We start from the raw sequence: 22,006 nt of genomic DNA on the forward strand, positions 1-22,006 counted from the left end.
TTATTCATACCGAGCCCGGCCTTTTGATGACAAATGCATGACAAGTCGATTTTCGACCAATGGGTTCCACTTTATCAATAGAGGGCCGACTCAGACACTGAGCGCGTTGATCGCCGTCCCGTGCGGCTGGCCCAGGCTCGGGTTCCAGTGCACCAATTCGAGTCGACCATCAAAGTGCTCGACCAAGGCCGTGTGGCTTTCCACCCAATCGCCATCGTTGCAGTACAGCGTGCCCTGGATGGTGCGCATTTCGGCCCGGTGGATGTGCCCGCACACCACCCCATCGAGACCCCGGCGTCGCGCCTCGGTGGCCACGGCCACCTCGAAGTCCATCACGTAATTCAACGCCTTCTTGACCTTGCCCTTGAGGTAGGCCGAGAGGGACCAGTAAGGCAGACCCAGCCGGCCCCGCAGGTTGTTGAGGTGCCGGTTCAAGCGCAGCAGCAATTCATAAAGGTTGTCGCCCAGGTAGGCAAGCCACTTGGCACACTGGATCACACCATCGAAATGATCGCCATGGATGACCCAGAGGCGGCGGCCGTCCAAGGTGGTGTGGATGGCCTGCTCGACCACCTCGATGCCCCCAAAGGAATGCCCGACAAAGCCGCGGGCAAATTCGTCGTGGTTGCCCGGAATGAAGATGATCTGACACCCCTTGCGGGCCCGTCGCAACAGCTTCTGCACCACGTCGTTGTGAGCCTGGGGCCAGAACCAGCGGCGGCGCAACTGCCAACCGTCAATGATGTCCCCCACCAGATACAGGGTGTCGCTGGGGTGGTGCTTGAGGAAGTCGAGCAGTGCCTCGGCCTGGCAGCCCGGGGTACCCAGGTGCAGGTCGGAGATGAACACGGCTCGCACCCGGTTGCGCCCCTCGTCCCCGCCCGGATCCGTCTCGACTTCAGTGGGCGGGCCCTGAGTGGCCCACTGGTTCAGCGCCTCGAAGCTGGTTCTCATCAGACACCCAGAAAGTGCTTGCGGTAGCGTGACGGCAGGTCGGAGATGCGCATGAGCATGGGCAGATCGGCGGTGTTGAAGTCAGGGTCCCAGGCGGGTGCACCCAGCACTTTGGCCCCCAGGCGCAGGTAGCCCTTGATCAGCGCTGGCGGCTCGATCTGCAGGCTGTCATCGAGCTGTTCGACCGGCAAGGCCAGGCGAGGCAGCACGTGGTACTCGATGGGGGCCAGGTGCGTGTCACGCAGTTGGCGCCAGATGCTGGCCGCTGCGTCGCCACTGACCACCCCGTTGTGCAGCATGGGAATGCTGGCACAGCCGATCATGGTGTCGAGTTGGTTGCGCACCATGAACTCGGCCAAAGCGCCCCACAAAGCCATGATCACGCCGCCCTGGCGGTGCTCGGGGTGCACGCAGCTGCGGCCCAGCTCGACCATGCGCGAGCGCAGCATGCGCAGGCGGGTCAGGTCGAACTCCATGTCGCTGTAGGTGCTGCCGATGCGCTTGGCCTGGACCGGGGTCAGCACACGGTAGGTTCCGATCACCTTGCCACTGTGCTGCTCACGCACCAGCAGATGCTCGCAGTAGTCGTCGAACAAATCCACGTCGTGACCGGGCACCGAGGTGGCCAGGCGGGCGCCCATCTCACCGGCGAAGATGTCGAACCTCAGGCGCTGGGCTTCACGCACTTCGTCAAGGTGTCGCGCCCACGAAACCTGAATACCCCCGCGCCCAGTTGACGCATCCGCAGCGCCGTGCGGGCGCTCAGCTGAGTGGTCGCCTCGATGAAGCGACCCCCGAGGCAAGGCAATCGGCGACAGCGGGAAGGTCGGGTTGGGCAACTCTTTCATCGTGGGCTCCTGGGCGACTGACAGGCGGGGCTGCACCTGGTCAGCCGCACACCGAATGCTGAAAGGGGCCGCCACCCAACGTGGCCTACCCCACCGTTGCAAGCTCGGCGCCGCGCCGGATCACACCAGGACGAGGACAGCCAGCTGCTCTGGGGGGAAGTCTCTTCAGCCGCGATGACCGGGTCATGTCATGGGCATGGCAAAACCGTGACACTGCCCTGGGTGCCCAGGAAGCCCTGTGGTCTGACGGTCTTCTCAGCAGGGTGAACGGCATAATCAACCCAGTTCACCTACGCACCTTTGCCGCCATGCCCTCCGTGAAACCCTGGACTGCAGCACTGCTGACCTTCCTGCTTTCCATGGCGGCCTCCGTGGCCTTGGTCCAGGTCTTGCAAAACCACGAGCGAAGCGAAGCCATCGCCCGTTTGTCCGATCTGGCCAATGACCATGCCCAGGCCGTGCAGCGCGCATTGGAGCAGGCACTGGCCGCCAACTACGCCTTGGCCGCGCTGGTGCAGCAAAGCCGCGGCAATGTGAGTCAGTTCGATGCGGCAGGGGAGATGCTGCTCAAATTTCATCCCGGGGTCACCATGCTGGGGCTCGGGCCCGGGGGGCGGATCAGTCAAGTGGTCCCCCTGGCGGGCAATGAGCGTGCGATCGGCTTCAACCCGCTGGAAGACCCGCTGCAACGCGATGAAGCGCTGCGGGCCCGGCAGGCCAAGCAGCTCAGCATGGCCGGCCCCCTGAAGCTGGTTCAAGGTGGGGTGGGTGTGGTGGGGCGCCTGCCCGTGTTCTTGCCCGACGGCACAGGCCAAGACAGTTTCTGGGGTTTCACCAACGTGACCATTCGATTGGACCCCGTCTTGAACCAGGCTCAACTGCCCCGTTTGAGCGAACGCGGCTTTGTCTACCAACTGTGGCGGACCGCACCCGACACCGGCGCCAGACAGGTGATCGCCGAAGGCGGCCACGGCTTGCTGGATCAGCCCGTCGAGCGGACGATTGCACTGCCCAATGCCGAATGGCACCTCAGCGTCAGTCCGGCTGACGGCTGGACGTCCCCCCTGAACCACTTGGTTCATGGACTGGGTGCGACCCTGGTCTCGATGCTGCTGGGGTACCTGGTGTATCTGCTGGCGCGCCAGAGGCTGCAGGAGCGCTGGCTGGAGACCCAGGTTGCCACCCGCACGGCCGAAATCGAAGCCGCACAACAGCATCTGCAGGCCACGCTGCAGGCCGTACCCGACCCCATGTTCGAGTTCGACCTGGAAGGCCTGTGCCTGGGGGCGCAGGTGCCCGTCTATGGCACCGGTGTTCTTCACACCGAACTGGTGGTAGGCCGCCCCCTGCAGGAGACCCTTGATGCGGAAGCCAGCAAAGAGGTGATGAGCGCCCTGGATGAAGCCCATCGACTGGGATGGTCGGGGGGGCGTCTGTTCGTGCTGCACCATGAGGACGGCCCCCATGAATTCGAACTGTCTGTGGCCCGATCAGCCGTGTCTGCAGGGGCCATGCCGAGGTTCGTGGCAGTGGTGCGAGACGTCACACGACGGCAGATGGACCAGGAGATGCTGCGCCTGACCGCCAAGGTGTTCGAACTCAGCAGCGACGCCTTCGTCGTGACCGATGCGCATGAGCACATCATGATGGTCAATCAGGCGTTCTGCACCTTGACCGGATTTAAACGCCAGGAGGTGCTTGGCAGACCCGCCAAGTTGCTCGCTGCGCACCGTGAGGACGACCGCTTCGTGCACCTGGTGCGCGCTGCCATTCACCAGCACGGCCATTGGGAAGGCGAGGCCTGGAACCAGCGCAAAGACCGCAGCCGCTACCTGCAGTGGCTGTCCGTGAGCAGTCTGGTGTCGCCCCAAGGCCAGACCAGCCACTACATCGCGGCCTTTCGTGACATCACCCTGCAAAAGCAATCTGAAGAACGCATCCGGAGCCTGGCCTACTTTGACCCCCTCACTGGGCTGCCCAACCGGACCTTGCTCCAGGAGCGAAGCCAGGCGGCCTTGAATACGGCCCGGCGCACCGGCCAGGGTTTCGCCGTCTTCTTCCTGGACATTGATCATTTCAAGAACGTGAACGACTCCCTGGGCCACGGAGTCGGGGATCAGCTGCTGCTTGAATTCGCCCGCCGCTTGCACGATCTGGTGACCGAACCAGACACCGTGGCTCGCCTGGGAGGGGATGAGTTCGTGTTGCTGATTGGCCAGGCGCAGGCGCCCGAGGCACAGAAATTGGCCCAGGCAGTGCTGGATCTGGCGACCGAGGCTTTCATGGCAGGAGGCCATGAGCTCAACGTGACCTTGTCGATTGGCGTGGCCCTGTTCCCGCAACACGGCACCGATTTCCAGGCGCTGCAGCAGCGGGCGGACGCGGCCATGTACCGTGCCAAGCGCAGCGGCCGAAACCAGTATTGCCTGTTCACCGATGCGATCCAGGCCGACGCCAATCGGGTCCTGGTGCTGGAGAACGCCTTGCGACGGGCCCAGGAGCGCGGACAGTTGAGCTTGCACTACCAACCCCAGCTCGACCTGAACACCGGTGCGGTGGTGGGCGCTGAAGCCTTGATGCGTTGGAACCACCCGGAGCTGGGGGCTGTTTCGCCAGCCGAGTTCATTCCGATTGCAGAAGACACCGGCCTGATTCTGGGCTTGGGGGAATGGGTGCTGCGCACCGCACTGGGCCAGTTGCGGCAATGGGTCGATCAGGGCCTGCCGCCATTGACCCTGGCCGTGAACGTGTCTGCCGTGCAGTTCCGTCAGTCCCAGCTCCCTGATTTGGTCAAGCGGCTGGTCGACGAAGCGGGCGTTGCCCCTGATCTGGTGGGGCTCGAACTGACCGAGGGTGTCGCGCTGGAGGATCCTGTCGGGGCCAGCCAGATCATGGACCGATTGCATGCGCAAGGCATCCGGCTGCTGATCGATGACTTTGGCACAGGCTACTCGTCACTCAGCCAACTCAAACGCTTCCAGGTGAGCACGCTCAAGATTGACCGCTCCTTCATCAACGATCTGCAGAACAACCCCGAGGACCGGGCCCTGGTGCGGGCCATCATCAGCATGGCACAGGCCCTGGACATGGTGACCCTGGCAGAAGGGGTGGAAAGCGCTTGGCAAATGGACTTCTTGCGCCAAGAGGGGTGCCAGGAAATCCAGGGCTTTCACTTCAGTCGCCCCTTGCCGGCCCACGAATTCGAGACCTTTGTCAGGCAACACCACCAGGCACTGCTGGCCACCGCCGTCTGAACCAGGGGCATGGCCGTGGGTAGGCCTGCCGGCTCAGCCAGCCCGCGCGGCGTCGGCCATCTGATGGGCCAGCGAGCTGGCCAGGCTGGCATCGCGGGCCTCCACCATCACGCGCAGTAGTGGCTCTGTGCCACTGGGGCGGATCAACACCCGCCCCTGCCCCGCCAAAGCGGCCTCCGCCTGGGCAATGGCCTGCTTGAGCAAAGCGTTGTCCTGCCAGGTCTGGCCCGGGCGCAGACGGACGTTGACCAGGGTCTGCGGGAACAAGGTCACTGGTGCCAGCCACTGTGCCAGGGTGCGACCACCACGCACGCAGGCCTGCAGCACCTGCAAGGCACTGATGAGGCCGTCGCCCGTGGTGTGGCGATCCAGGGCCAGCAGGTGTCCGGAGCCCTCGCCACCCAGGGTCCAGCCTCTTTGCTCAAGCTGTTCGAGCACATAGCGGTCACCCACCTTGGCCCGCACAAAATCAACGCCGTGTTCACGCAGCGCCAACTCCACCGCCATGTTGGTCATCAAGGTGCCGACAACACCAGGCACTGGCAGGCCCCGCTCCAGTCGGTCCATGGCAAACAGGTAAAGCAGTTCATCGCCGTTGTAGAGCCGCCCGGTCGCATCGACCATCTGCAGGCGATCGGCATCCCCATCCAGCGCCACGCCGAGATCGGCCTGGTTGGCCCGGACAGATCGCACCAGGGCATCCGGGTGGGTGGCACCGACTTCGTGATTGATGTTCAGGCCGTCGGGGTTGCACCCCAGCGCAATCACCTCGGCGCCCAACTCATGAAACACCTTGGGGGCGATGTGGTAAGCCGCACCGTGGGCAGCGTCCACCACGATGCGCAAGCCCTTGAGCGTGAGTTCGTTGGGAAAGGTGCTCTTGCAGAATTCGATGTAGCGGCCGGCCGCATCGTCGAGACGCCGGGTCTTGCCCAGCGAAGCCGAGTCCACCCAGACGGGGGCTTCCTGCAGGGCGGCTTCCACATCCAGCTCCCAGGCATCGGGTAGCTTGGCGCCCTGGGCACTGAAGAACTTGATGCCATTGTCCTGAAACGGATTGTGGCTGGCACTGATGACCACGCCCAGGCTGGCGCGCTGGGCGCGGGTCAGATAAGCCACGCCGGGCGTCGGCAGAGGGCCCAGCAATACCACGTCAACCCCGGCCGAATTGAAGCCGGATTCCAGTGCGCTCTCCAGCATGTAGCCTGAAATGCGGGTGTCCTTGCCGATCAGCACGGTGGGACGGCTTTCGGTTTGGCGCAGGACCCGACCCACGGCATGGGCGAGTCGCAACACAAAGTCAGGGGTGATGGGCGCCTGGCCCACCGTGCCTCGGATACCGTCGGTGCCGAAATACTGTCGTGTCATGTCAATCCCTCGTCTGGCCCGGTGAATCTCAGGCCGCTTGTTGAATGCTTGGTTTCTCGGCATCGCGAACCGCCTGCCACACCTGCAAGGCGGCCCGGGTCTCCCGCACATCGTGCACTCGCACCACACGGGCCCCCCGGTCCACGGCGAGCACGGCCGCCGTGGTACTCGGCACCAGGCGCTGCTCCACCGGCAATTGGGTCACGGCCCCCAGCGACGACTTGCGCGACCAGCCCGCCAGCCAGGGCAGGCCCAGCACATCCAGCTCACTTTGGCGGGCCAGCAGAGCAAAATTCTGCGCCACGGTCTTGCCGAAGCCGACTCCGGCGTCCAGCACCACCCGCTCGGGGTCCACCCCCGATGCGAGCAGGCGATCGAGCTCTTGTCGCAAAAAGGCGTTCACGGCAGGAACGACGTCGCCTTCCAGAGGTTCCAGCTGCATGGTCTGAGGGTCGCGGTGCATGTGCATCAGACAGACCCCGCAGCGCGGATGGCGGGCCACGACCTCACGTGCGCCGGCCTGCCGCAAGGCCCAGATGTCGTTGATGACATCGGCACCCAGGTCCAGCACGGCCTGCATCACCTCGGGCTTGTAGGTATCGACCGACACCGGCACGCCCAGGCGCACTGCGTCCTGTACCACGGGCAGCACACGGGCCAATTCATCCTCCAGCGACACCGCCGGGCTGCCCGGACGCGTGGACTCACCACCGATGTCCAGCAGATCTGCCCCTTGGGCCAGCAGTTGCTCGGCATGCCGCAAGGCCTGAACAGCCGTGGCGTGGTGACCGCCATCGGAGAAGGAGTCGGGGGTGACGTTGACGATGCCCATCACCTGCGGGCGACTCAGGTCGATCCGAAAACGCGAAGTCTGCCAAAACATCCAAAAAAACCGATCCGAAATAGGCAACGGGGCCAGTCAAGGCCCCGTTGAGGAGAGACGCCCTGGGCGTCGATCAAGGTCAGCGCCCGAGACTCAGGCGGCCGTCGGTGCTGCCGGAGCCGCCTCGGTGTTGACGGCAGGGGTACCACCGCCACCGCCATCACCACCGGTGGGGGTGCGGGGCGTCCAGTCCTTGGGAGGACGGGGGGCCTTGCCAGCCATGATGTCGTCAAGTTGCTCGCCGTCGATGGTTTCCCACTCCAGCAAGGCCTTGGCCATGGCGTGCATCTTGTCGCTGTGCTCTTCGATCAGGCTTCGCGCAAGCGCGTACTGCTGGTCGATGATGCGACGCACTTCAGAGTCGACCTTTTGCATGGTCTGCTCGCTCATGTTGGTGGTCTTGGTCACCGAGCGGCCCAGGAACACTTCGCCTTCGTTCTCGGCATAGACCATCGGGCCCAGCGATTCGGTCATGCCGTAGCGCATCACCATGTCACGGGCAATCTGAGTGGCACGCTCAAAGTCATTGGAAGCGCCGGTGGTCATCTGGTTCATGAACACTTCTTCCGCAATCCGGCCACCGAACAACATGCTGATCTGGTTGAGCATGTAGTCGCGGTCGTAGCTGTAGCGGTCTTGCGCCGGCAGGCTCATGGTCACGCCCAGCGCACGGCCGCGCGGGATGATGGTGACCTTGTGCACCGGATCGCACTTGGGCAGCAGCTTGCCGATCAAGGCATGGCCCGACTCGTGGTAGGCCGTGTTGCGGCGCTCTTCCTCGGGCATGACCATGCTCTTGCGCTCGGGGCCCATGAGGATCTTGTCCTTGGCCTTTTCAAAGTCTTGCATTTCAACAGTGCGCGCATTGCGGCGGGCAGCCATCAGGGCAGCTTCGTTGCACAGGTTGGCCAGGTCGGCACCGCTCATGCCGGGCGTGCCACGGGCAATGATGCCGGGGTTCACGTCCTGTCCAATGGGCACCTTGCGCATGTGCACATTGAGGATCTGTTCACGGCCGCGGATGTCGGGCAGGGTGACGTAGACCTGACGGTCGAAACGGCCCGGACGCAACAAGGCAGCGTCCAGGATGTCAGGGCGGTTGGTGGCAGCCACCACGATCACGCCGAGGTTGGTCTCAAAACCATCCATCTCGACCAGCATCTGGTTGAGGGTCTGTTCGCGCTCGTCGTTACCGCCGCCCAGCCCGGCGCCGCGCTGGCGTCCGACCGCATCGATTTCATCGATGAAGATGATGCAGGGCGCGTTCTTCTTGGCGTTCTCGAACATGTCGCGCACGCGGGCTGCGCCCACGCCAACGAACATTTCCACGAAATCAGAGCCCGAAATGCTGAAGAAAGGCACCTTGGCTTCGCCAGCAATCGACTTGGCCAGCAAGGTCTTGCCGGTACCCGGAGGGCCCACCAGCAGGAGGCCACGGGGAATGCGCCCACCCAGCTTCTGGAACTTCTGCGGGTCCTTCAAGAAGTCGACCACCTCTTTGACTTCTTCCTTGGCTTCATCGCAACCGGCCACATCGGCAAAGGTGACCTGGTTGTTGTTCTCGTCGAGCATGCGAGCCTTGCTCTTGCCGAAGCTGAAAGCGCCGCCCTTGCCACCACCTTGCATCTGACGCATGAAATAAACCCACACGCCGATCAGCAACAGCATGGGGCCCCAACTGACCAGCAGGGTCATGAGCAGGGAGCCCTCTTCGCGCGGCTTGACGTCGAACTTGACGTTGTTGTTGATGAGGTCACCCACCAGACCGCGATCGAGGTAGGTGGCGGTGGTGCGCAGTTTGCGGTCGTCGGTGGTGACGGCCACGATCTCAGTACCACCCTGGCCTTCTTGGATGGTGGCGCTCTTGATGCGGTTGCCACGCACTTCCTCGAGGAAATCGGAGTACCCGACATAGCCCGCACCCGAACCACCACGCGAGTCGAACTGCTTGAAAACAGTGAACAGCACCATGGCAATCACGAGCCAGACGGCAATTTTCGAAAACCACTGATTATTCAAGCGGGGCTCCAGAAGCGTAAGTCAACGAGGGAAACGTGGGGCCCATTTTAGGCCTTTCAAGTCGTCAGGGGATCTGATTTCTCGATTGCAGCCATAGGGCAAACAAGGGTTTTGACGCAGGAAGCCCTGATTTTCTTGATCTGACTCACGGTTTGCCCGGGTTCTTCAGCCCCATGCCGATCAGAAAGGTCTCCGACGATTTGTCGCGCGAGGACTTGGGCTTGAGCGGCTTGACCACCTTGAAGGTCTCTTTGAACAATTGCACCAGTTGGGTGTAGCCGCTGCCATGGAATACCTTGGTGACCAACGCGCCCTCAGGCTTCAGGTGGTTCTGTGCGAAGTCGATCGCCAGCTCGATCAGATGGGCAATTCTGGCGGCATCGACGTTCTCGACACCCGACAGGTTGGGTGCCATGTCGGACACCACCACATCGATCGGTCGCCCCTGCACCACAGATTCGAGTTGCGCCAGCACCTCGGCTTCACGGAAGTCACCCTGAATGAAAATGACCCCTTCGATCGGATCCATGGGCAGCAGGTCGAGCGCAATGATGGCGCCATTGAGCTCGCCCACGGCGGCACCCGCCGGCGACAGCTTGCGTCGCACGTACTGACTCCAGGCCCCCGGCGTGGAACCCAGATCCACCACCAGGTGGCCTGGCTTGATCAAGCCCAGTGCTTCATCGATTTCCTTGAGTTTGTAGGCCGCACGGGCCCGATAGCCGTCGCGTGCGGCCTGCTTCACGTAGGGGTCGTTGACATGGTCGTTCAACCATGCCTTGTTGACCTTTTTGCTCTTCGTTTTGATCTTCATGTTTCCTTGCCGGCGGCCTGGCCGCCAGGTCACCCTGGTTCTAGGGGCGGCCAAGCCCGATAATACGGCCATGCCCCAAATTCAACTTACACCCGCCGAGCGCCGGGAACAACGGGCCAACGCCCACCACCTCGATCCCGTCGTGCTCATCGGGAGCGATGGTCTCACCCCTGCCGTCCAGAAAGAAGTGGACGCCGCCCTGAATGCCCACGGCCTGATCAAGGTCCGGGTGTTCTCGGACGACCGAGCCAACCGCGAACAGATTTACCAGACCCTGGCCAATGACCTGGGTGCCGCCCCGGTGCAGCACATCGGCAAGCTGCTGGTGCTGTGGCGCCCGCAAGCCGAAAAGCAACGCCCCGAGGACGAAGACCGCATGCCAGGTCCGCGCGACGTCAAGGTGCTGAAATACAGCAAGCGCGCAGGCCACAAGCCTGAGGTCAAGACGCTTCGCGTGCTCGGCAACCAGCGCCTGACGGCGGGTGGTGTGGTCAAGCGCGCCAAGCCCAAGCAGAAGTCGATCAAGAAACGCCAGGCCGACTGAACGCATGAGCCCGGTACCCGACACGGCGATCACCTACAACGGTGATCGCCACGTCATCTGCATGAAATGGGGCACGAAATACGGCCCCGAATACGTCAACCGGCTTTACGCCATGGTGCGCCGCCACCTCAGCGGCCCCTTCAATTTTGTCTGCCTGACAGACGATGCCACCGGCATACGACCCGAGGTCCAGTGCCTGCCCATTCCTGCCCTGAACCTGCCAGCCGGCATTCCCGAACGGGGCTGGACCAAGCTGGCCACGTTCAGTGCCGACCTGCACGGCTTGAACGGCACCGCCCTCTTCCTCGATGTGGACGTGGTCATCACGGGCTCGCTGGATGCGTTTTTCACCCAGCCTGGCGAGTTCCTGATCATCCATGACTACAAACGCCCTTGGCGCATCACAGGCAATTCGTCGGTGTACCGCTTTCAACTGGGGGCTCATCCGGACGTATTGGCGTACTTCAGAGACCATTTCGATCAGATTCGCCAACAGTTCCGCAACGAGCAGGCCTATCTGTCGGATTTTCTGCATCGACAGGGCAAGCTGGCCTATTGGCCTGCCGATTGGTGCCCCAGCTTCAAGTACCACTGCATCCCCGCTTGGCCCAGCAACTACTGGAAAGCCCCTTTTGTGCCCCAGGGCGCGCGTGTGGTGATCTTTCACGGTGAATGCAACCCCCCGGATGCCCTGGCAGGCCGACGCAACCGCCGCTTCCGTCACATCCAGCCCGCCACCTGGGTGGCCGATCACTGGCACGAGTAAAAGCCCTGCAAGCCACCCCTTCAGGCGGCTTGCCGGTGCGACTCACCCGCGACGCCACTGAGGCGCCACAACAGCAGTCCGACCCATACCCACTGCAACAAATACAGGCCACTGCCCAATGAATGCCACAGCTTGAGATTGTCCCGGGCCACGATGTGTGGCGCCACGCCAAACTCAGACAGCAAGGCACACAGCATGGCTGCCAGCACAAAGCCCAGCCATGTCGTCGGCCACACCGGGGCCGAGGCATCTTGATCGGCTGATGGACGCAAGAACATCAGCAACAACAAGCCACAGACCGTCCCAACCCAGGTTTGAGCCGTGAACAGATGGGCGGCCATGCCCCCGGCTACCGCAGGGGCGCCCAACTTGGCAAACAGCAAGGGCACCACCATGAAGCCGACGGCACTCAGGCTGCCCCACCACAGGCCTGCCACCAGGATCGGCAGGCGCGCCCGGAGTCGCTGACGCCAGGTGCTGGTCACAGGTAATGCACCGCCACCACTTCGTAGCGCTTGATGCCGCCCGGGGCCTGCACCTCGGCCACATCGCCTTCTTCCTTGCCGATCAAGGCACGAGCGATCGGGCTGGAGACATTGATCAGACCTTGCTTGAGATCGGCCTCATCCTCACCCACGATCTGGTACCTCACGGCGTCACCGGTGGCCTCGTCTTCCAGTTCGACGGTGGAGCCGAACACCACACGGCCGCCTGCATCGAGGGCCGACGGATCGATGATCTGTGCCGCCGACAGCTTGCCTTCGACTTCCTGAATCCGGCCTTCGATAAAGCCTTGACGGTCTTTGGCAGCTTCGTACTCGGCGTTTTCGCTCAAGTCGCCCTGGGCGCGCGCCTCGGCGATGGCATTGATGACCCAGGGACGGTCGACAGTCTTGAGGCGATGCAGCTCTTCCTTGAGCTTTTCAGCGCCACGCTTGGTGATGGGGATGGTAGCCATGGGGTTACTCCGTCATTTTTTCTTCGAAGTCTGCCTTGCTGACACGGCAGGCTGGCAGGGCACAAAAGCAAACCGCCGCACGTTGCCGCGCGGCGGTTTCATTTCAGCGGTGGATTATGCCGCGATTAGAGCGGTGAACTCAGGCAGCCGTCAATTGCGCATGCAACTCTTGCACCGAGTACACGTCCAGGTTGTCCATGTACTTCATGCCCTCGACGGCCGCCTCGGCACCCGCAATGGTGGTGAAGGTGGTGACACGGGCCAGCAAGGAGCTGGTGCGGATCTGCCGCGAATCAGCGATGGCGTTGCGACGCTCTTCAACCGTGTTGATGACCAGGGCAATCTCGTTGTTCTTGATCATGTCGACGATGTGAGGACGGCCTTCGGTGACCTTGTTCACCGTCACGCAGGCCACGCCTGCGGCGGTGATGGCCGCCGCAGTGCCCTTGGTGGCCACCAGCTCGAAGCCTTGCGCCACCAGTTGACGGGCCACTTCGACGGCGCGCGCCTTGTCGTTGTTCTTCACGGTCAGGAAAGCCTTGCCCGAGCGCGGCAGCTTGGTGCCGGCACCCAGCTGGCTCTTGACGAAGGCTTCGCCGAAGGTCTTGCCCACGCCCATGACCTCGCCGGTGGACTTCATCTCCGGCCCGAGGATGGTGTCCACACCCGGGAACTTGACGAAGGGGAACACCGCTTCCTTGACGCTGAAATAAGGCGGTGTGACCTCTTCGGTGACGCCTTGGGAGGCCAGGGTCTGACCGGCCATGCAACGAGCAGCCACCTTGGCCAGCTGAATGCCGGTGGCCTTGGACACGAAGGGCACGGTGCGTGAGGCACGCGGGTTCACTTCGAGCACATAGATCACGTCCTTGCCGTCGATGTGCTGGATGGCGAACTGCACGTTCATCAAACCCACCACGTTCAGCGAGGCCGCCATGGCGCGGGTCTGCCGCTTGATCTCAGCCACCGTCTCTGCGCTCAGGCTGTAGGGCGGCAGCGAGCAGGCGGAGTCACCGCTGTGCACGCCAGCCTGTTCGATGTGCTCCATCACGCCACCGATGAAGGTCTTGCCTTCAGGGTCGCGCAGGCAGTCGACATCGCATTCGATGGCGTCGTTCAAGAAGCGGTCCAGCAGCACGGGCGAATCGTTGCTGACCTTGACGGCTTCGCGCATGTAGCGCTCCAGGTCGCGCTGCTCGTGCACGATTTCCATCGCACGGCCACCCAGCACGTAGCTCGGGCGCACCACCAGGGGGTAACCCAGGGCGGCCGCCTTGTCGAGGGCTTCGGCTTCGGTGCGCGCGGTGGCGTTCGGGGGCTGACGCAGACCCAGCTCTTGCAGCAGTTTCTGGAAACGTTCGCGGTCTTCGGCCGCGTCGATCATGTCAGGGCTGGTGCCGATGATGGGCACACCCTCAGACTCCAGGCCCAGGGCCAGCTTCAGAGGGGTCTGGCCACCGTACTGAACGATCACGCCGGCCGGCTTTTCCTTGTCGACGATCTCCAGCACGTCTTCCAGCGTCAGGGGCTCGAAGTACAGGCGGTCGGAGGTGTCGTAGTCGGTCGAGACGGTCTCGGGGTTGCAGTTGACCATGATGGTTTCATAGCCGTCCTCGCGCATGGCAAGGGCCGCATGGACGCAGCAGTAGTCGAACTCGATGCCCTGACCGATGCGGTTCGGGCCACCGCCCAGCACCATGATCTTCTTCTTGTTGGTGGGCTCGGCTTCGCACTCGTCTTCATAGGACGAGTACAGGTAGGCCGTGTCGGTGGCAAATTCGGCGGCGCAGGTGTCCACGCGCTTGTAGACCGGGCGCACGTTCAGGGCCTTGCGGGTGTCGCGGATCGCCTTTTCAGGCACCTTGAGGAGCTTGGCCAGACGGCGGTCCGAAAAACCCTTTTTCTTCAGGCTGCGCAAGGTGCCGGCATCGATCGAGGCCAGAGCGGCATCGCCCTTCTCGGCAGCCAGCTTGTCCAGTTCGAGTTCGATCTTGACGATCTCTTCGATCTGCACCAGGAACCAGCGGTCGATCTTGGTCAGATCGAACACTTCGTCCACGCTCAAACCCATGGCAAAGGCATCGCCCACATACCAGATGCGCTCGGGGCCGGGCTCACCCAACTCTTTTTCGAGCACTTCGCGGTCTTGCGTCTTTTCGTTCATGCCGTCCACGCCGACCTCCAGGCCGCGCAGGGCCTTTTGGAACGATTCCTGAAAGGTACGACCCATGGCCATCACCTCGCCCACCGACTTCATCTGGGTGGTCAGGCGGCTGTCGGCCGTGGGGAACTTCTCGAAGGCAAAACGGGGGATCTTGGTGACCACATAGTCGATGCTGGGCTCGAAGCTGGCCGGCGTGGCGCCACCCGTGATTTCGTTGCGCAGCTCATCGAGGGTGTAGCCGACAGCCAGCTTGGCCGCCACCTTGGCAATCGGGAAGCCCGTGGCCTTGGAGGCCAGCGCCGAGGAACGAGACACCCGCGGGTTCATCTCGATCACGATCATGCGGCCATCTTTGGGGTTGACCGAGAACTGAACGTTGGAGCCGCCGGTATCCACACCGATTTCACGCAGCACCGCCAGCGAGGCGTTGCGCATGATCTGGTATTCCTTGTCGGTCAGCGTCTGGGCGGGTGCCACAGTGATCGAGTCACCGGTGTGGACGCCCATGGGGTCCAGGTTCTCGATCGAGCACACGATGATGCAGTTGTCCGCCTTGTCGCGGACCACTTCCATCTCGTACTCTTTCCAGCCCAACAACGATTCTTCGATCAGCAGTTCATTGGTCGGAGAGGCTTCCAGACCGCGCTTGCAAATGATTTCGAACTCTTCAGCGTTGTAGGCAATGCCGCCACCCGTGCCCCCCAGCGTGAAGCTGGGGCGGATCACGGTGGGGAAGCCCACGGACTTCTGCACCGCCCAGGCTTCGTCCATGCTGTGGGCAATGCCTGAACGGGCCGAACCCAGACCGATCTTGGTCATGGCGTCCTTGAACTTCAGGCGGTCCTCAGCCTTGTCGATGGCCTCGGGCGTGGCGCCGATGAGCTCCACCTTGTACTTGTCGAGCACACCGTTGTGCCACAGGTCCAGGGCGCAATTCAGAGCGGTCTGCCCCCCCATGGTCGGCAGGATCGCGTCAGGGCGCTCCTTGGCGATGATCTTTTCGACCGTCTGCCAGGTGATGGGCTCGATGTAGGTGACGTCGGCGGTGGCCGGGTCGGTCATGATCGTGGCAGGGTTGCTGTTGATCAGGATGACCTTGTAGCCCTCTTCGCGCAGGGCCTTGCAGGCCTGCACGCCAGAGTAGTCGAACTCACAGGCCTGGCCGATGATGATCGGGCCGGCGCCAATGATCAGGATGCTTTTGAGGTCTGAACGCTTAGGCATTTTTGTGTTGCTCCATCAGTGCCGTGAAGCGGTCAAAGAGGTACGAGATGTCATGCGGGCCTGGCGACGCTTCAGGGTGACCCTGGAAGCAGAAGGCCGGCTTGTCGGTGCGGGTCAAACCTTGCAGCGTGTTGTCGAACAGGCTGATGTGCGTGGCACGCAGGTTGGCCGGGAGCGTCTTTTCGTCGACGGCAAAACCGTGATTCTGGCTGGTGATGCTGACGCGACCGGTGTCGAGGTCTTTCACCGGGTGGTTGGCGCCGTGGTGACCGAACTTCATCTTGAAGGTCTTGGCGCCCGAGGCCAAGGCCATGATCTGATGCCCCAGGCAGATGCCAAAGGTCGGAATACCGGTTTCGATCAACTCACGGGCCGCAGCAATGGCGTAGTCGCAGGGCTCCGGATCGCCGGGGCCATTGGACAGGAAGATGCCATCGGGCTGATGCTTGAGCACTTCGGATGCAGGCGTCTGCGCCGGCACCACCGTGACCTTGCAGCCGCGTTCAGCCAACATGCGCAGGATGTTTTTCTTGACACCGAAGTCGTAGGCCACGACATGGAACTTGGGCTCAGACTGCACACCGTAGCCCGCGCCCAGCTTCCACTCGGTCTGGGTCCAATCGTAGGCTGCGGGCACGGTCACCACACGGGCCAGATCCAAACCGGCCATGCTTGGGGCCCCCTGGGCGGCGGCCACCGCCTGATCGATCAGCGACTGGGTCACTTCCTGACCAACTGCCAAGCCGACAATCGCACCGTTCTGAGCCCCCTTGCTGCGCAACAGGCGGGTCAGCTTGCGGGTGTCGATGTTGGCGATCGCCACCGTGCCTTCGCGCTGCAGGTAGGCCGACAGCGTCATGGACATGCGGAAATTGGATGCCAGCAAAGGCAAGTCTTTGATGATCAGGCCAGCGGCGTGGACTTTCTCAGCTTCGACGTCTTCCTCATTGACCCCATAGTTGCCAATGTGCGGATACGTGAGCGTCACGATCTGCTGACAGTAGCTGGGGTCGGTGAGGATTTCCTGGTAGCCGGTGATGGCGGTGTTGAACACCACTTCACCGACCGTGGAGCCGGGGGCTCCGATCGAGTTGCCAATAAAGACCGTGCCGTCTGCGAGCGCCAGGATGGCGGGCGGGAAGCTTCCCTGTTGAGACAAAAGCACTGGGTTCTCCGGGTTGGTTACGGGTACGCCCAAGCGGATTCCGACGAGTTGCCTCTGTGGATGTGCTTTTGGAGGGAATGGCTGGAATGCGCTAGGCGTGGGTGTTGCGTGAAAGCCTCTCATTATAGCTGATCGGCGGCACAACTGACGCGAAGTTGACAACCGAGACCCATTTTGAGGTAGGTATTTTTTCGAAACCGCACCTCAAACCAAACAGCCAAACTGGCCGCCCATCAACTCTTCAAGGCAGCCAGCGCACTGGCATGCAGGCAAATGGCCGCAGCAGCTGCCACATTCAAGGACTCTTCACCCCCCGGCTGCCCGATGCGCACGGCCCATTCGGCGCGCGCCATCAGCGCCTCGCAAACGCCCTGCCCTTCGTGGCCCATGGCCCAGGCACAAGGCCAGGGCAAGGATTGATCCTGGATCAGCGCCCCCTGGTGTGAGCTGGTGACAATCAAGGGCACCTTGAGCTCAAGCACCTGCTCCAGCGCCAGGCCCTCAATCAGGTCCAGGGCGAAGTGCGCCCCCATGCCTGCTCGCAGAACCTTGGGCGACCACAAAGCCGCCGTACCCTTGACTGCCAGCACCTGCTTGAAGCCGAACGCAGCGGCGCTGCGCAGGATGGAGCCGACATTGCCCGCATCCTGTACCCGATCCAACACCACGGTCGGCACCGCACCGTTGACGGCTGACGGCACCGGCAAGGCCATCACAAAGGCCATCGGGGCGGGCGATTCAAGGCCACTGAGGTCTTTGAACAGGGCATCGGGCAGCACCAGATTTCGCGGAGCGTGAGACGCCCAGCCCGCCCCTTCGCGGCTCCAGAAGGATTCAGCGTAGACACCCAGTGCCGGGCGCAGGCCCCGCTGCAAGGCCGCGCGGGCCAGATGATCACCCTCCAGCCACACCCGCCCCTGTTTGCGGTAGGCCGTGCTGTCCTGGGTGAGGCGACGCAACTCCTTGAGTTGCGGATTGTCACGCGAAGTGATCGGGGTGAAGTTGGCGTTCTGAGTCACAGACAGCATTGTCGCGCACCCGCCAGGGCTTGCGCCTCACGCACTGGCGCGAACGTGTGCCTGTGCTGAGGACAGGGCCCCTGCTCACGCAAGGCCGCCAGGTGCGCGGCGGTGCCATACCCCTTGTGCGAGTCAAAGCCGTAAAGCGGATACTGCTGATGGTATTGCTGGCACCACCGATCACGGTGCACCTTGGCCAAGATGGAGGCCGCCGAAATGGATGGAATCAAGGCATCGCCCTTGACCACGGCCTCAGCCAGCACATCGAGACGAGGCAGTTGATTGCCATCCACCAGCACCTTGACGGGCTTGAGTCGCAAGCCCTCCACAGCCCGGCGCATCGCCAGCAGGGTGGCCTGCAAGATGTTGAGCCTGTCGATCTCCTCCACCGAGGCTTCTGCAATCGAGCAACACAAGGCCTTGGCCCTGATTTCATCAAACAGCTTCTCCCGCCGCGCCGCAGTGAGCTTCTTGGAGTCGGCCAGCCCCTGGATCGGCCGCAGTTCATCCAGGATGACGGCTGCAGCCACCACGGGCCCCGCCAGTGGGCCACGCCCAGCCTCATCGACTCCCGCCTGCAAACCAGGGGGGTCCCAGAGCAGCGTGGATTGTTCAGCGTGCAAGAAGCTTCTCGATCGCATCGGTGGCCAGGCGAGCGGTGTCGCGTTGAAGGGTTTGGTGGAGTTGAAGAAAATGAGCCTGAAGGTCTGCGACCCTGGCTGGGCTGTCCAGCCAATCACCCACTGCCGCTGCCAGCGCCGAAGGCGTGGCCGCCTCCTGCAGCAACTCGGGCACCACAAAGTCTCGAGCCAGGATATTGGGTAGGCCCACCCAGGGCTGCAGCTTTTTACCCTTCATGATCTGCCAGCTCAACCAAGGCATGTTGTAGGCAATCACCATCGGGCGCTTGAACAGGGCGGCCTCCAGCGTCGCCGTACCACTGGCAATCAGGGTCACATCACAGGCCGCCAGCGCAGCGTGGGATTGCCCCTCCAGAATGGTCAGCATCCCCTCGGTCAGGCCCGCACGCCGCGCCGCAGCCTCCACCTCGGCTCGCAAGGCTGGCAAGGTGGGAAGCACAAAGCGAAGATCGGGGTAACGTGCCCGCAACAGACCGGCAGCCGCCATGAAACGATCCACCAGGTAGTGCACCTCGGAACGCCGGCTGCCCGGCAGCAAGGCCACGATGCGCCCATCCTGCGGCAGGCCGAGTTGGCGCCGCGCTGCCGCGCGATCAGGCTCCAGCGGAATCATGTTCGCAATCGGATGCCCAACATAGGTGGCCGCAACACCATGGGCGGCCAGGAGCTCTGGCTCGAAAGGGAAAACGCACAGCACGTGATCGGCTGCGCGGCGCAACTTTTCGACCTTCTTGGCCCGCCAGGCCCAAAATGAGGGACTGACGAAATGCACCGTGGGGATCCCGGCCTCGCGCAAGCGGATTTCCAGATCGAAATTGAAATCAGGGGCATCTACCCCCACGAACACATCAGGGCGGTCGGCCAGCAGGCGGTCGCCAAGGGCACGGCGCATGGCCAGCAGCTCACGCAGGTGCGGTAGCACCTCGACATAGCCCCGAACGGCCAGACGCGCCTGAGGCCACCAGGCCTCGAAGCCTCGCTGAGCCATCGCCGGCCCACCGATGCCCCGCGCAGTCAAGGCAGGCCAACGGGCCTTCAACCCATCCAGCAGCAAGGCGGCCAACAAGTCACCGGACGCCTCGCCGGTCACCATGGCGAAACGCGGATCCATGGTCACTTCGGGGTCAGCGCACGATGCCGCGGCTGGGCGGCGTCTGCTCAAGGAATTCGAGCATCATCTGCACGTCTGCCGCAGCTTCAGGATGGCTTTCGGTCAAACGCGAAATCTCGGTGCAGGCCACATCCAGCGCCAGATTGTTGCGGTACAAAAGCTTATGAATGCTCCGCACGGCAGCAATGCGTTCGGACGAGAAGCCCCTGCGGCGCAAACCTTCGAAATTCATCGAACGGGCCTGGGCCGGCTGCCCCTGAGCCATGACAAATGGCGGTAGGTCAGCAAACAACAGCGAGCACATGGCCGTCATGCAATGCGCACCAATGCGCACAAACTGGTGCGCCACGGTGAAGCCGCCCAGAATCGCCCAGTCACCGACTTCCACATGACCTGCCAGCTGCGAATTGTTGGCAAAAATGGTGTTGTTACCCACCATGCAATCGTGAGCCAAGTGGACGTAAGCCATGATCCAATTGTCATTGCCGACGCGTGTCACCCCTCCGCCACCAGGTGATCCGATGTTGAAGGTGCAAAACTCACGAATCGTATTGCGATCGCCGATGAACAGCTCGCAAGGCTCGTTGTCGTATTTTTTGTCCTGCGGAATCGCACCCAGTGAGTTGAACTGGAAGATGCGGTTATCGCAACCGATCGTGGTGTTGCCCTCGATCACGCAGTGAGCACCGATCGTGGTGCCCGCACCAATGATCACGTCCGGCCCGATGATGGTGTAAGGCCCCACCGAGACCGTGCTGTCGAGCTCGGCTGCGGGGTCCACGATGGCGGTGGAATGGATTTGGGCCATGGCGTGCTCCTGGGATTGATCAGGCAATGGTGCGCATGGTGCACATGAGTTCGGCTTCGCAGGCCACTTCTTCGCCCACGCGGGTGATGCCCTTGAACTTGAAGATACCGGCCTTCATACGCTCCAGCGAGACGTCCATGATCAGTTGATCACCCGGCTCGACAGGGCGCTTGAAACGCGCACCATCAATGCCGGCGAAGTAATACACCGTCTTGTCGTCAGGCGTGACACCCAGGGTGTCAAAAGCCAGCAAAGCTGCCGCTTGAGCCATGGCTTCCAGCATCAGCACGCCCGGCATCACAGGGCGATGAGGGAAATGGCCCATGAAGTAGGGCTCATTGATCGACACGTTCTTCAAGGCCTTGATGGTCTTGCCCTTTTCAACCGACAGCACACGATCTACCAGCAGGATGGGATAACGGTGGGGCAGTTGCTTGAGGATTTGATGAATGTCCAACATGGGGTACTTTATGAATTCGATTCTTGTTTTGACGACTCAAGCGCCTTGATGCGTTCTCGAAGGCCGTGAAGTTGCTTGAGAGTGGCCGCATTCTTCTCCCACTGGCGGTTGTCGTCCAGAGGGAACACGCCAGTGTACTGGCCGGGCTTGAGCAATGAGCGGGTCACCACAGAGGCTGCAGAAATGTGAACATGGTCCGCCAGCGTCAGGTGCCCCAGCACCACGGCGCCGCCGCCGACGGTGCAATGCGCCCCGATGGTGGCGCTGCCCGCCACCCCCACACAACCTGCCAACGCAGAGTGCGCGCCAATGCGGACGTTGTGGCCGATCTGGATCAGATTGTCCAGCTTCACGCCATCTGCCAGCACGGTGTCGTCCAGCGCTCCGCGGTCAATGCAGGTGTTGGCACCAATCTCGACATCGTTTCCGATACGCACGGCGCCCAATTGCTCGATCTTTTCCCAGATCCCATCGACAGGTGCGAAGCCGAAACCATCTGCACCAATGACCACGCCTGGGTGAAGAATGCAGCGTTCACCAATCGAACACCCCTCGCCCACGGTGACACGGGAATAAAGCAAGGTGTCCGCACCGATGCGAGCGCCGCGCTCGATCACACACAGTGCACCGATGCGGGCCGTGGGATGAACCTCAGCCTCGGGATCGATCACTGCGCTGGGGTGAACACGCAAGGTGTTCACTGGGCGCATCGCCTGCTTCCAGAACCTGGTCAACCGCGCGAAGTACAAATAGGGCTGATCCGTGACGATGCATGCGCCGCGCTCGCGGGCCAAGTCACGAAAAGCCGGCGCCACGATCACGCAACCCGCCTTTGTCAGAGACAACTGCTGCTGGTATTTGGGGTGGCTCAGAAAACTGATGGAGTCGGCCTGCGCCGACTCCAGCGGGGAGATGCGAGCAATGCCCAGCGACGGGTCTCCGATGAGTTCGCCGCCGAGTGCCTCAACAATCTGCCCCAGATGCAGGACCATGCCTGTCACCCGGC

General features: G+C 62.5%; 19 protein-coding genes. 3 read left to right on the forward strand and 16 right to left on the reverse strand.

Translation table 11 applies throughout. The features are described from left to right. Window positions 1-90 precede the first annotated feature (90 nt). Both AC07PT_RS17275 and AC07PT_RS17280 read right to left on the reverse strand, forming a co-directional pair. Window positions 91-954 (reverse strand): UDP-2,3-diacylglucosamine diphosphatase, encoded by an 864-nt coding sequence (locus AC07PT_RS17275; RefSeq protein WP_494657482.1) that lies wholly within the window; start codon window positions 952-954, stop codon window positions 91-93. Continuing rightward, window positions 954-1,802, reverse strand: a complete 849-nt coding sequence (locus tag AC07PT_RS17280; protein WP_492346340.1) for a GNAT family N-acetyltransferase — start codon at window positions 1,800-1,802, stop codon at window positions 954-956. Before AC07PT_RS17280 ends, AC07PT_RS17275 begins: the two co-directional genes overlap by 1 nt. Before the next feature lie 308 nt (window positions 1,803-2,110). Between AC07PT_RS17280 and AC07PT_RS17285 the strand changes: the two genes are divergently transcribed. Continuing rightward, window positions 2,111-5,056: a bifunctional diguanylate cyclase/phosphodiesterase gene (locus AC07PT_RS17285; protein WP_494657483.1), complete on the forward strand. Its 2,946-nt coding sequence runs from the start codon at window positions 2,111-2,113 to the stop codon at window positions 5,054-5,056. 33 nt (window positions 5,057-5,089) lie between these two features. Here the strand turns inward: AC07PT_RS17285 and glmM are convergent, their stop codons facing one another. From glmM to AC07PT_RS17305, 4 genes are all read right to left on the reverse strand, one after another. After that, complete coding sequence (gene glmM, locus AC07PT_RS17290; RefSeq protein WP_492346338.1) at window positions 5,090-6,424, reverse strand: phosphoglucosamine mutase; 1,335 nt, start codon at window positions 6,422-6,424, stop codon at window positions 5,090-5,092. 28 nt (window positions 6,425-6,452) lie between these two features. Further along, window positions 6,453-7,307 (reverse strand): dihydropteroate synthase, encoded by an 855-nt coding sequence (gene folP / locus AC07PT_RS17295; protein ID WP_492346337.1) that lies wholly within the window; start codon window positions 7,305-7,307, stop codon window positions 6,453-6,455. Between the two features lie 93 nt (window positions 7,308-7,400). Then, window positions 7,401-9,326 carry an ATP-dependent zinc metalloprotease FtsH gene (gene ftsH, locus AC07PT_RS17300; protein WP_492346336.1) on the reverse strand — a complete coding sequence of 642 codons (1,926 nt, stop codon included), beginning with the start codon at window positions 9,324-9,326 and terminating at the stop codon, window positions 7,401-7,403. A 145-nt stretch (window positions 9,327-9,471) separates the two neighbouring features. Continuing rightward, window positions 9,472-10,140 (reverse strand): RlmE family RNA methyltransferase, encoded by a 669-nt coding sequence (locus AC07PT_RS17305; RefSeq protein WP_492346335.1) that lies wholly within the window; start codon window positions 10,138-10,140, stop codon window positions 9,472-9,474. A 70-nt stretch (window positions 10,141-10,210) separates the two neighbouring features. Here AC07PT_RS17305 and AC07PT_RS17310 point away from each other — a divergent pair, with 70 nt between their 5' ends. Then, entirely contained in the window at window positions 10,211-10,684 is a 474-nt protein-coding gene (locus AC07PT_RS17310; RefSeq protein WP_492346334.1) for a YhbY family RNA-binding protein, read from the forward strand. 4 nt (window positions 10,685-10,688) lie between these two features. Further along, the gene (locus AC07PT_RS17315; RefSeq protein WP_492346333.1) at window positions 10,689-11,450 is read left to right on the forward strand and encodes a glycosyltransferase; all 762 of its coding nucleotides are present in this window, start codon (window positions 10,689-10,691) and stop codon (window positions 11,448-11,450) included. Window positions 11,451-11,470: 20 nt separating this feature from the next. Here the strand turns inward: AC07PT_RS17315 and AC07PT_RS17320 are convergent, their stop codons facing one another. The 10 genes from AC07PT_RS17320 to lpxD all read right to left on the reverse strand — a co-directional run bounded on the left by AC07PT_RS17320 (window position 11,471) and on the right by lpxD (window position 21,992). Continuing rightward, window positions 11,471-11,935, reverse strand: coding sequence for a DUF4149 domain-containing protein (locus AC07PT_RS17320; RefSeq protein ID WP_492346332.1), 465 nt, complete (start codon window positions 11,933-11,935; stop codon window positions 11,471-11,473). Beyond that, a complete protein-coding gene (greA, locus tag AC07PT_RS17325) occupies window positions 11,932-12,408 on the reverse strand; it encodes a transcription elongation factor GreA (RefSeq protein ID WP_494657484.1) in 477 nt (158 codons plus the stop codon). Before greA ends, AC07PT_RS17320 begins: the two co-directional genes overlap by 4 nt. 139 nt (window positions 12,409-12,547) lie before the next feature. Beyond that, window positions 12,548-15,796 carry a carbamoyl-phosphate synthase large subunit gene (gene carB / locus AC07PT_RS17330; RefSeq protein ID WP_492346330.1) on the reverse strand — a complete coding sequence of 1,083 codons (3,249 nt, stop codon included), beginning with the start codon at window positions 15,794-15,796 and terminating at the stop codon, window positions 12,548-12,550. Further along, complete coding sequence (gene carA, locus AC07PT_RS17335) at window positions 15,789-16,961, reverse strand: glutamine-hydrolyzing carbamoyl-phosphate synthase small subunit (RefSeq protein WP_494657486.1); 1,173 nt, start codon at window positions 16,959-16,961, stop codon at window positions 15,789-15,791. The genes carB and carA overlap by 8 nt, the downstream gene beginning before the upstream one ends. 233 nt (window positions 16,962-17,194) lie before the next feature. Next, window positions 17,195-17,989, reverse strand: coding sequence for a TrmH family RNA methyltransferase (locus tag AC07PT_RS17340; RefSeq protein WP_494657487.1), 795 nt, complete (start codon window positions 17,987-17,989; stop codon window positions 17,195-17,197). Further along, a complete protein-coding gene (gene rnhB / locus AC07PT_RS17345; RefSeq protein ID WP_492346327.1) occupies window positions 17,977-18,621 on the reverse strand; it encodes a ribonuclease HII in 645 nt (214 codons plus the stop codon). Before rnhB ends, AC07PT_RS17340 begins: the two co-directional genes overlap by 13 nt. Then, window positions 18,593-19,714, reverse strand: coding sequence for a lipid-A-disaccharide synthase (gene lpxB / locus AC07PT_RS17350; RefSeq protein ID WP_494657556.1), 1,122 nt, complete (start codon window positions 19,712-19,714; stop codon window positions 18,593-18,595). Before lpxB ends, rnhB begins: the two co-directional genes overlap by 29 nt. Before the next feature lie 31 nt (window positions 19,715-19,745). Continuing rightward, window positions 19,746-20,540 (reverse strand): acyl-ACP--UDP-N-acetylglucosamine O-acyltransferase, encoded by a 795-nt coding sequence (gene lpxA / locus AC07PT_RS17355; protein WP_492346326.1) that lies wholly within the window; start codon window positions 20,538-20,540, stop codon window positions 19,746-19,748. A gap of 19 nt (window positions 20,541-20,559) precedes the next feature. Next, on the reverse strand, window positions 20,560-21,000 hold the full coding sequence (fabZ, locus tag AC07PT_RS17360; RefSeq protein WP_492346325.1) for a 3-hydroxyacyl-ACP dehydratase FabZ: 441 nt from the start codon (window positions 20,998-21,000) through the stop codon (window positions 20,560-20,562). Window positions 21,001-21,008: 8 nt separating this feature from the next. After that, entirely contained in the window at window positions 21,009-21,992 is a 984-nt protein-coding gene (lpxD, locus tag AC07PT_RS17365) for a UDP-3-O-(3-hydroxymyristoyl)glucosamine N-acyltransferase (RefSeq protein ID WP_494657488.1), read from the reverse strand. Between the last annotated feature and the right edge of the window lie 14 nt (window positions 21,993-22,006).

The sequence above is a fragment of the Curvibacter sp. GW821-FHT09D12 genome, assembly GCF_059416245.1.

Excerpts from the sequence above, each read along its gene's own strand:
- fabZ (WP_492346325.1), bottom strand. The coding sequence starts at position 21,000 with ATGTTGGACATTCATCAAATCCTCAAGCAACTGCCCCACCGTTATCCC.
- AC07PT_RS17315 (WP_492346333.1), top strand. The coding sequence starts at position 10,689 with ATGAGCCCGGTACCCGACACGGCGATCACCTACAACGGTGATCGCCAC.
- AC07PT_RS17305 (WP_492346335.1), bottom strand. The coding sequence starts at position 10,140 with ATGAAGATCAAAACGAAGAGCAAAAAGGTCAACAAGGCATGGTTGAAC.
- glmM (WP_492346338.1), bottom strand. The coding sequence starts at position 6,424 with ATGACACGACAGTATTTCGGCACCGACGGTATCCGAGGCACGGTGGGC.
- carB (WP_492346330.1), bottom strand. The coding sequence starts at position 15,796 with ATGCCTAAGCGTTCAGACCTCAAAAGCATCCTGATCATTGGCGCCGGC.
- AC07PT_RS17310 (WP_492346334.1), top strand. The coding sequence starts at position 10,211 with ATGCCCCAAATTCAACTTACACCCGCCGAGCGCCGGGAACAACGGGCC.
- lpxB (WP_494657556.1), bottom strand. The coding sequence starts at position 19,714 with ATGGTGACCGGCGAGGCGTCCGGTGACTTGTTGGCCGCCTTGCTGCTG.
- lpxA (WP_492346326.1), bottom strand. The coding sequence starts at position 20,540 with ATGGCCCAAATCCATTCCACCGCCATCGTGGACCCCGCAGCCGAGCTC.
- AC07PT_RS17340 (WP_494657487.1), bottom strand. The coding sequence starts at position 17,989 with ATGCTGTCTGTGACTCAGAACGCCAACTTCACCCCGATCACTTCGCGT.
- AC07PT_RS17275 (WP_494657482.1), bottom strand. The coding sequence starts at position 954 with ATGAGAACCAGCTTCGAGGCGCTGAACCAGTGGGCCACTCAGGGCCCG.
- greA (WP_494657484.1), bottom strand. The coding sequence starts at position 12,408 with ATGGCTACCATCCCCATCACCAAGCGTGGCGCTGAAAAGCTCAAGGAA.
- AC07PT_RS17280 (WP_492346340.1), bottom strand. The coding sequence starts at position 1,802 with ATGAAAGAGTTGCCCAACCCGACCTTCCCGCTGTCGCCGATTGCCTTG.
- lpxD (WP_494657488.1), bottom strand. The coding sequence starts at position 21,992 with ATGGTCCTGCATCTGGGGCAGATTGTTGAGGCACTCGGCGGCGAACTC.
- AC07PT_RS17285 (WP_494657483.1), top strand. The coding sequence starts at position 2,111 with ATGCCCTCCGTGAAACCCTGGACTGCAGCACTGCTGACCTTCCTGCTT.
- rnhB (WP_492346327.1), bottom strand. The coding sequence starts at position 18,621 with ATGCGATCGAGAAGCTTCTTGCACGCTGAACAATCCACGCTGCTCTGG.
- folP (WP_492346337.1), bottom strand. The coding sequence starts at position 7,307 with ATGTTTTGGCAGACTTCGCGTTTTCGGATCGACCTGAGTCGCCCGCAG.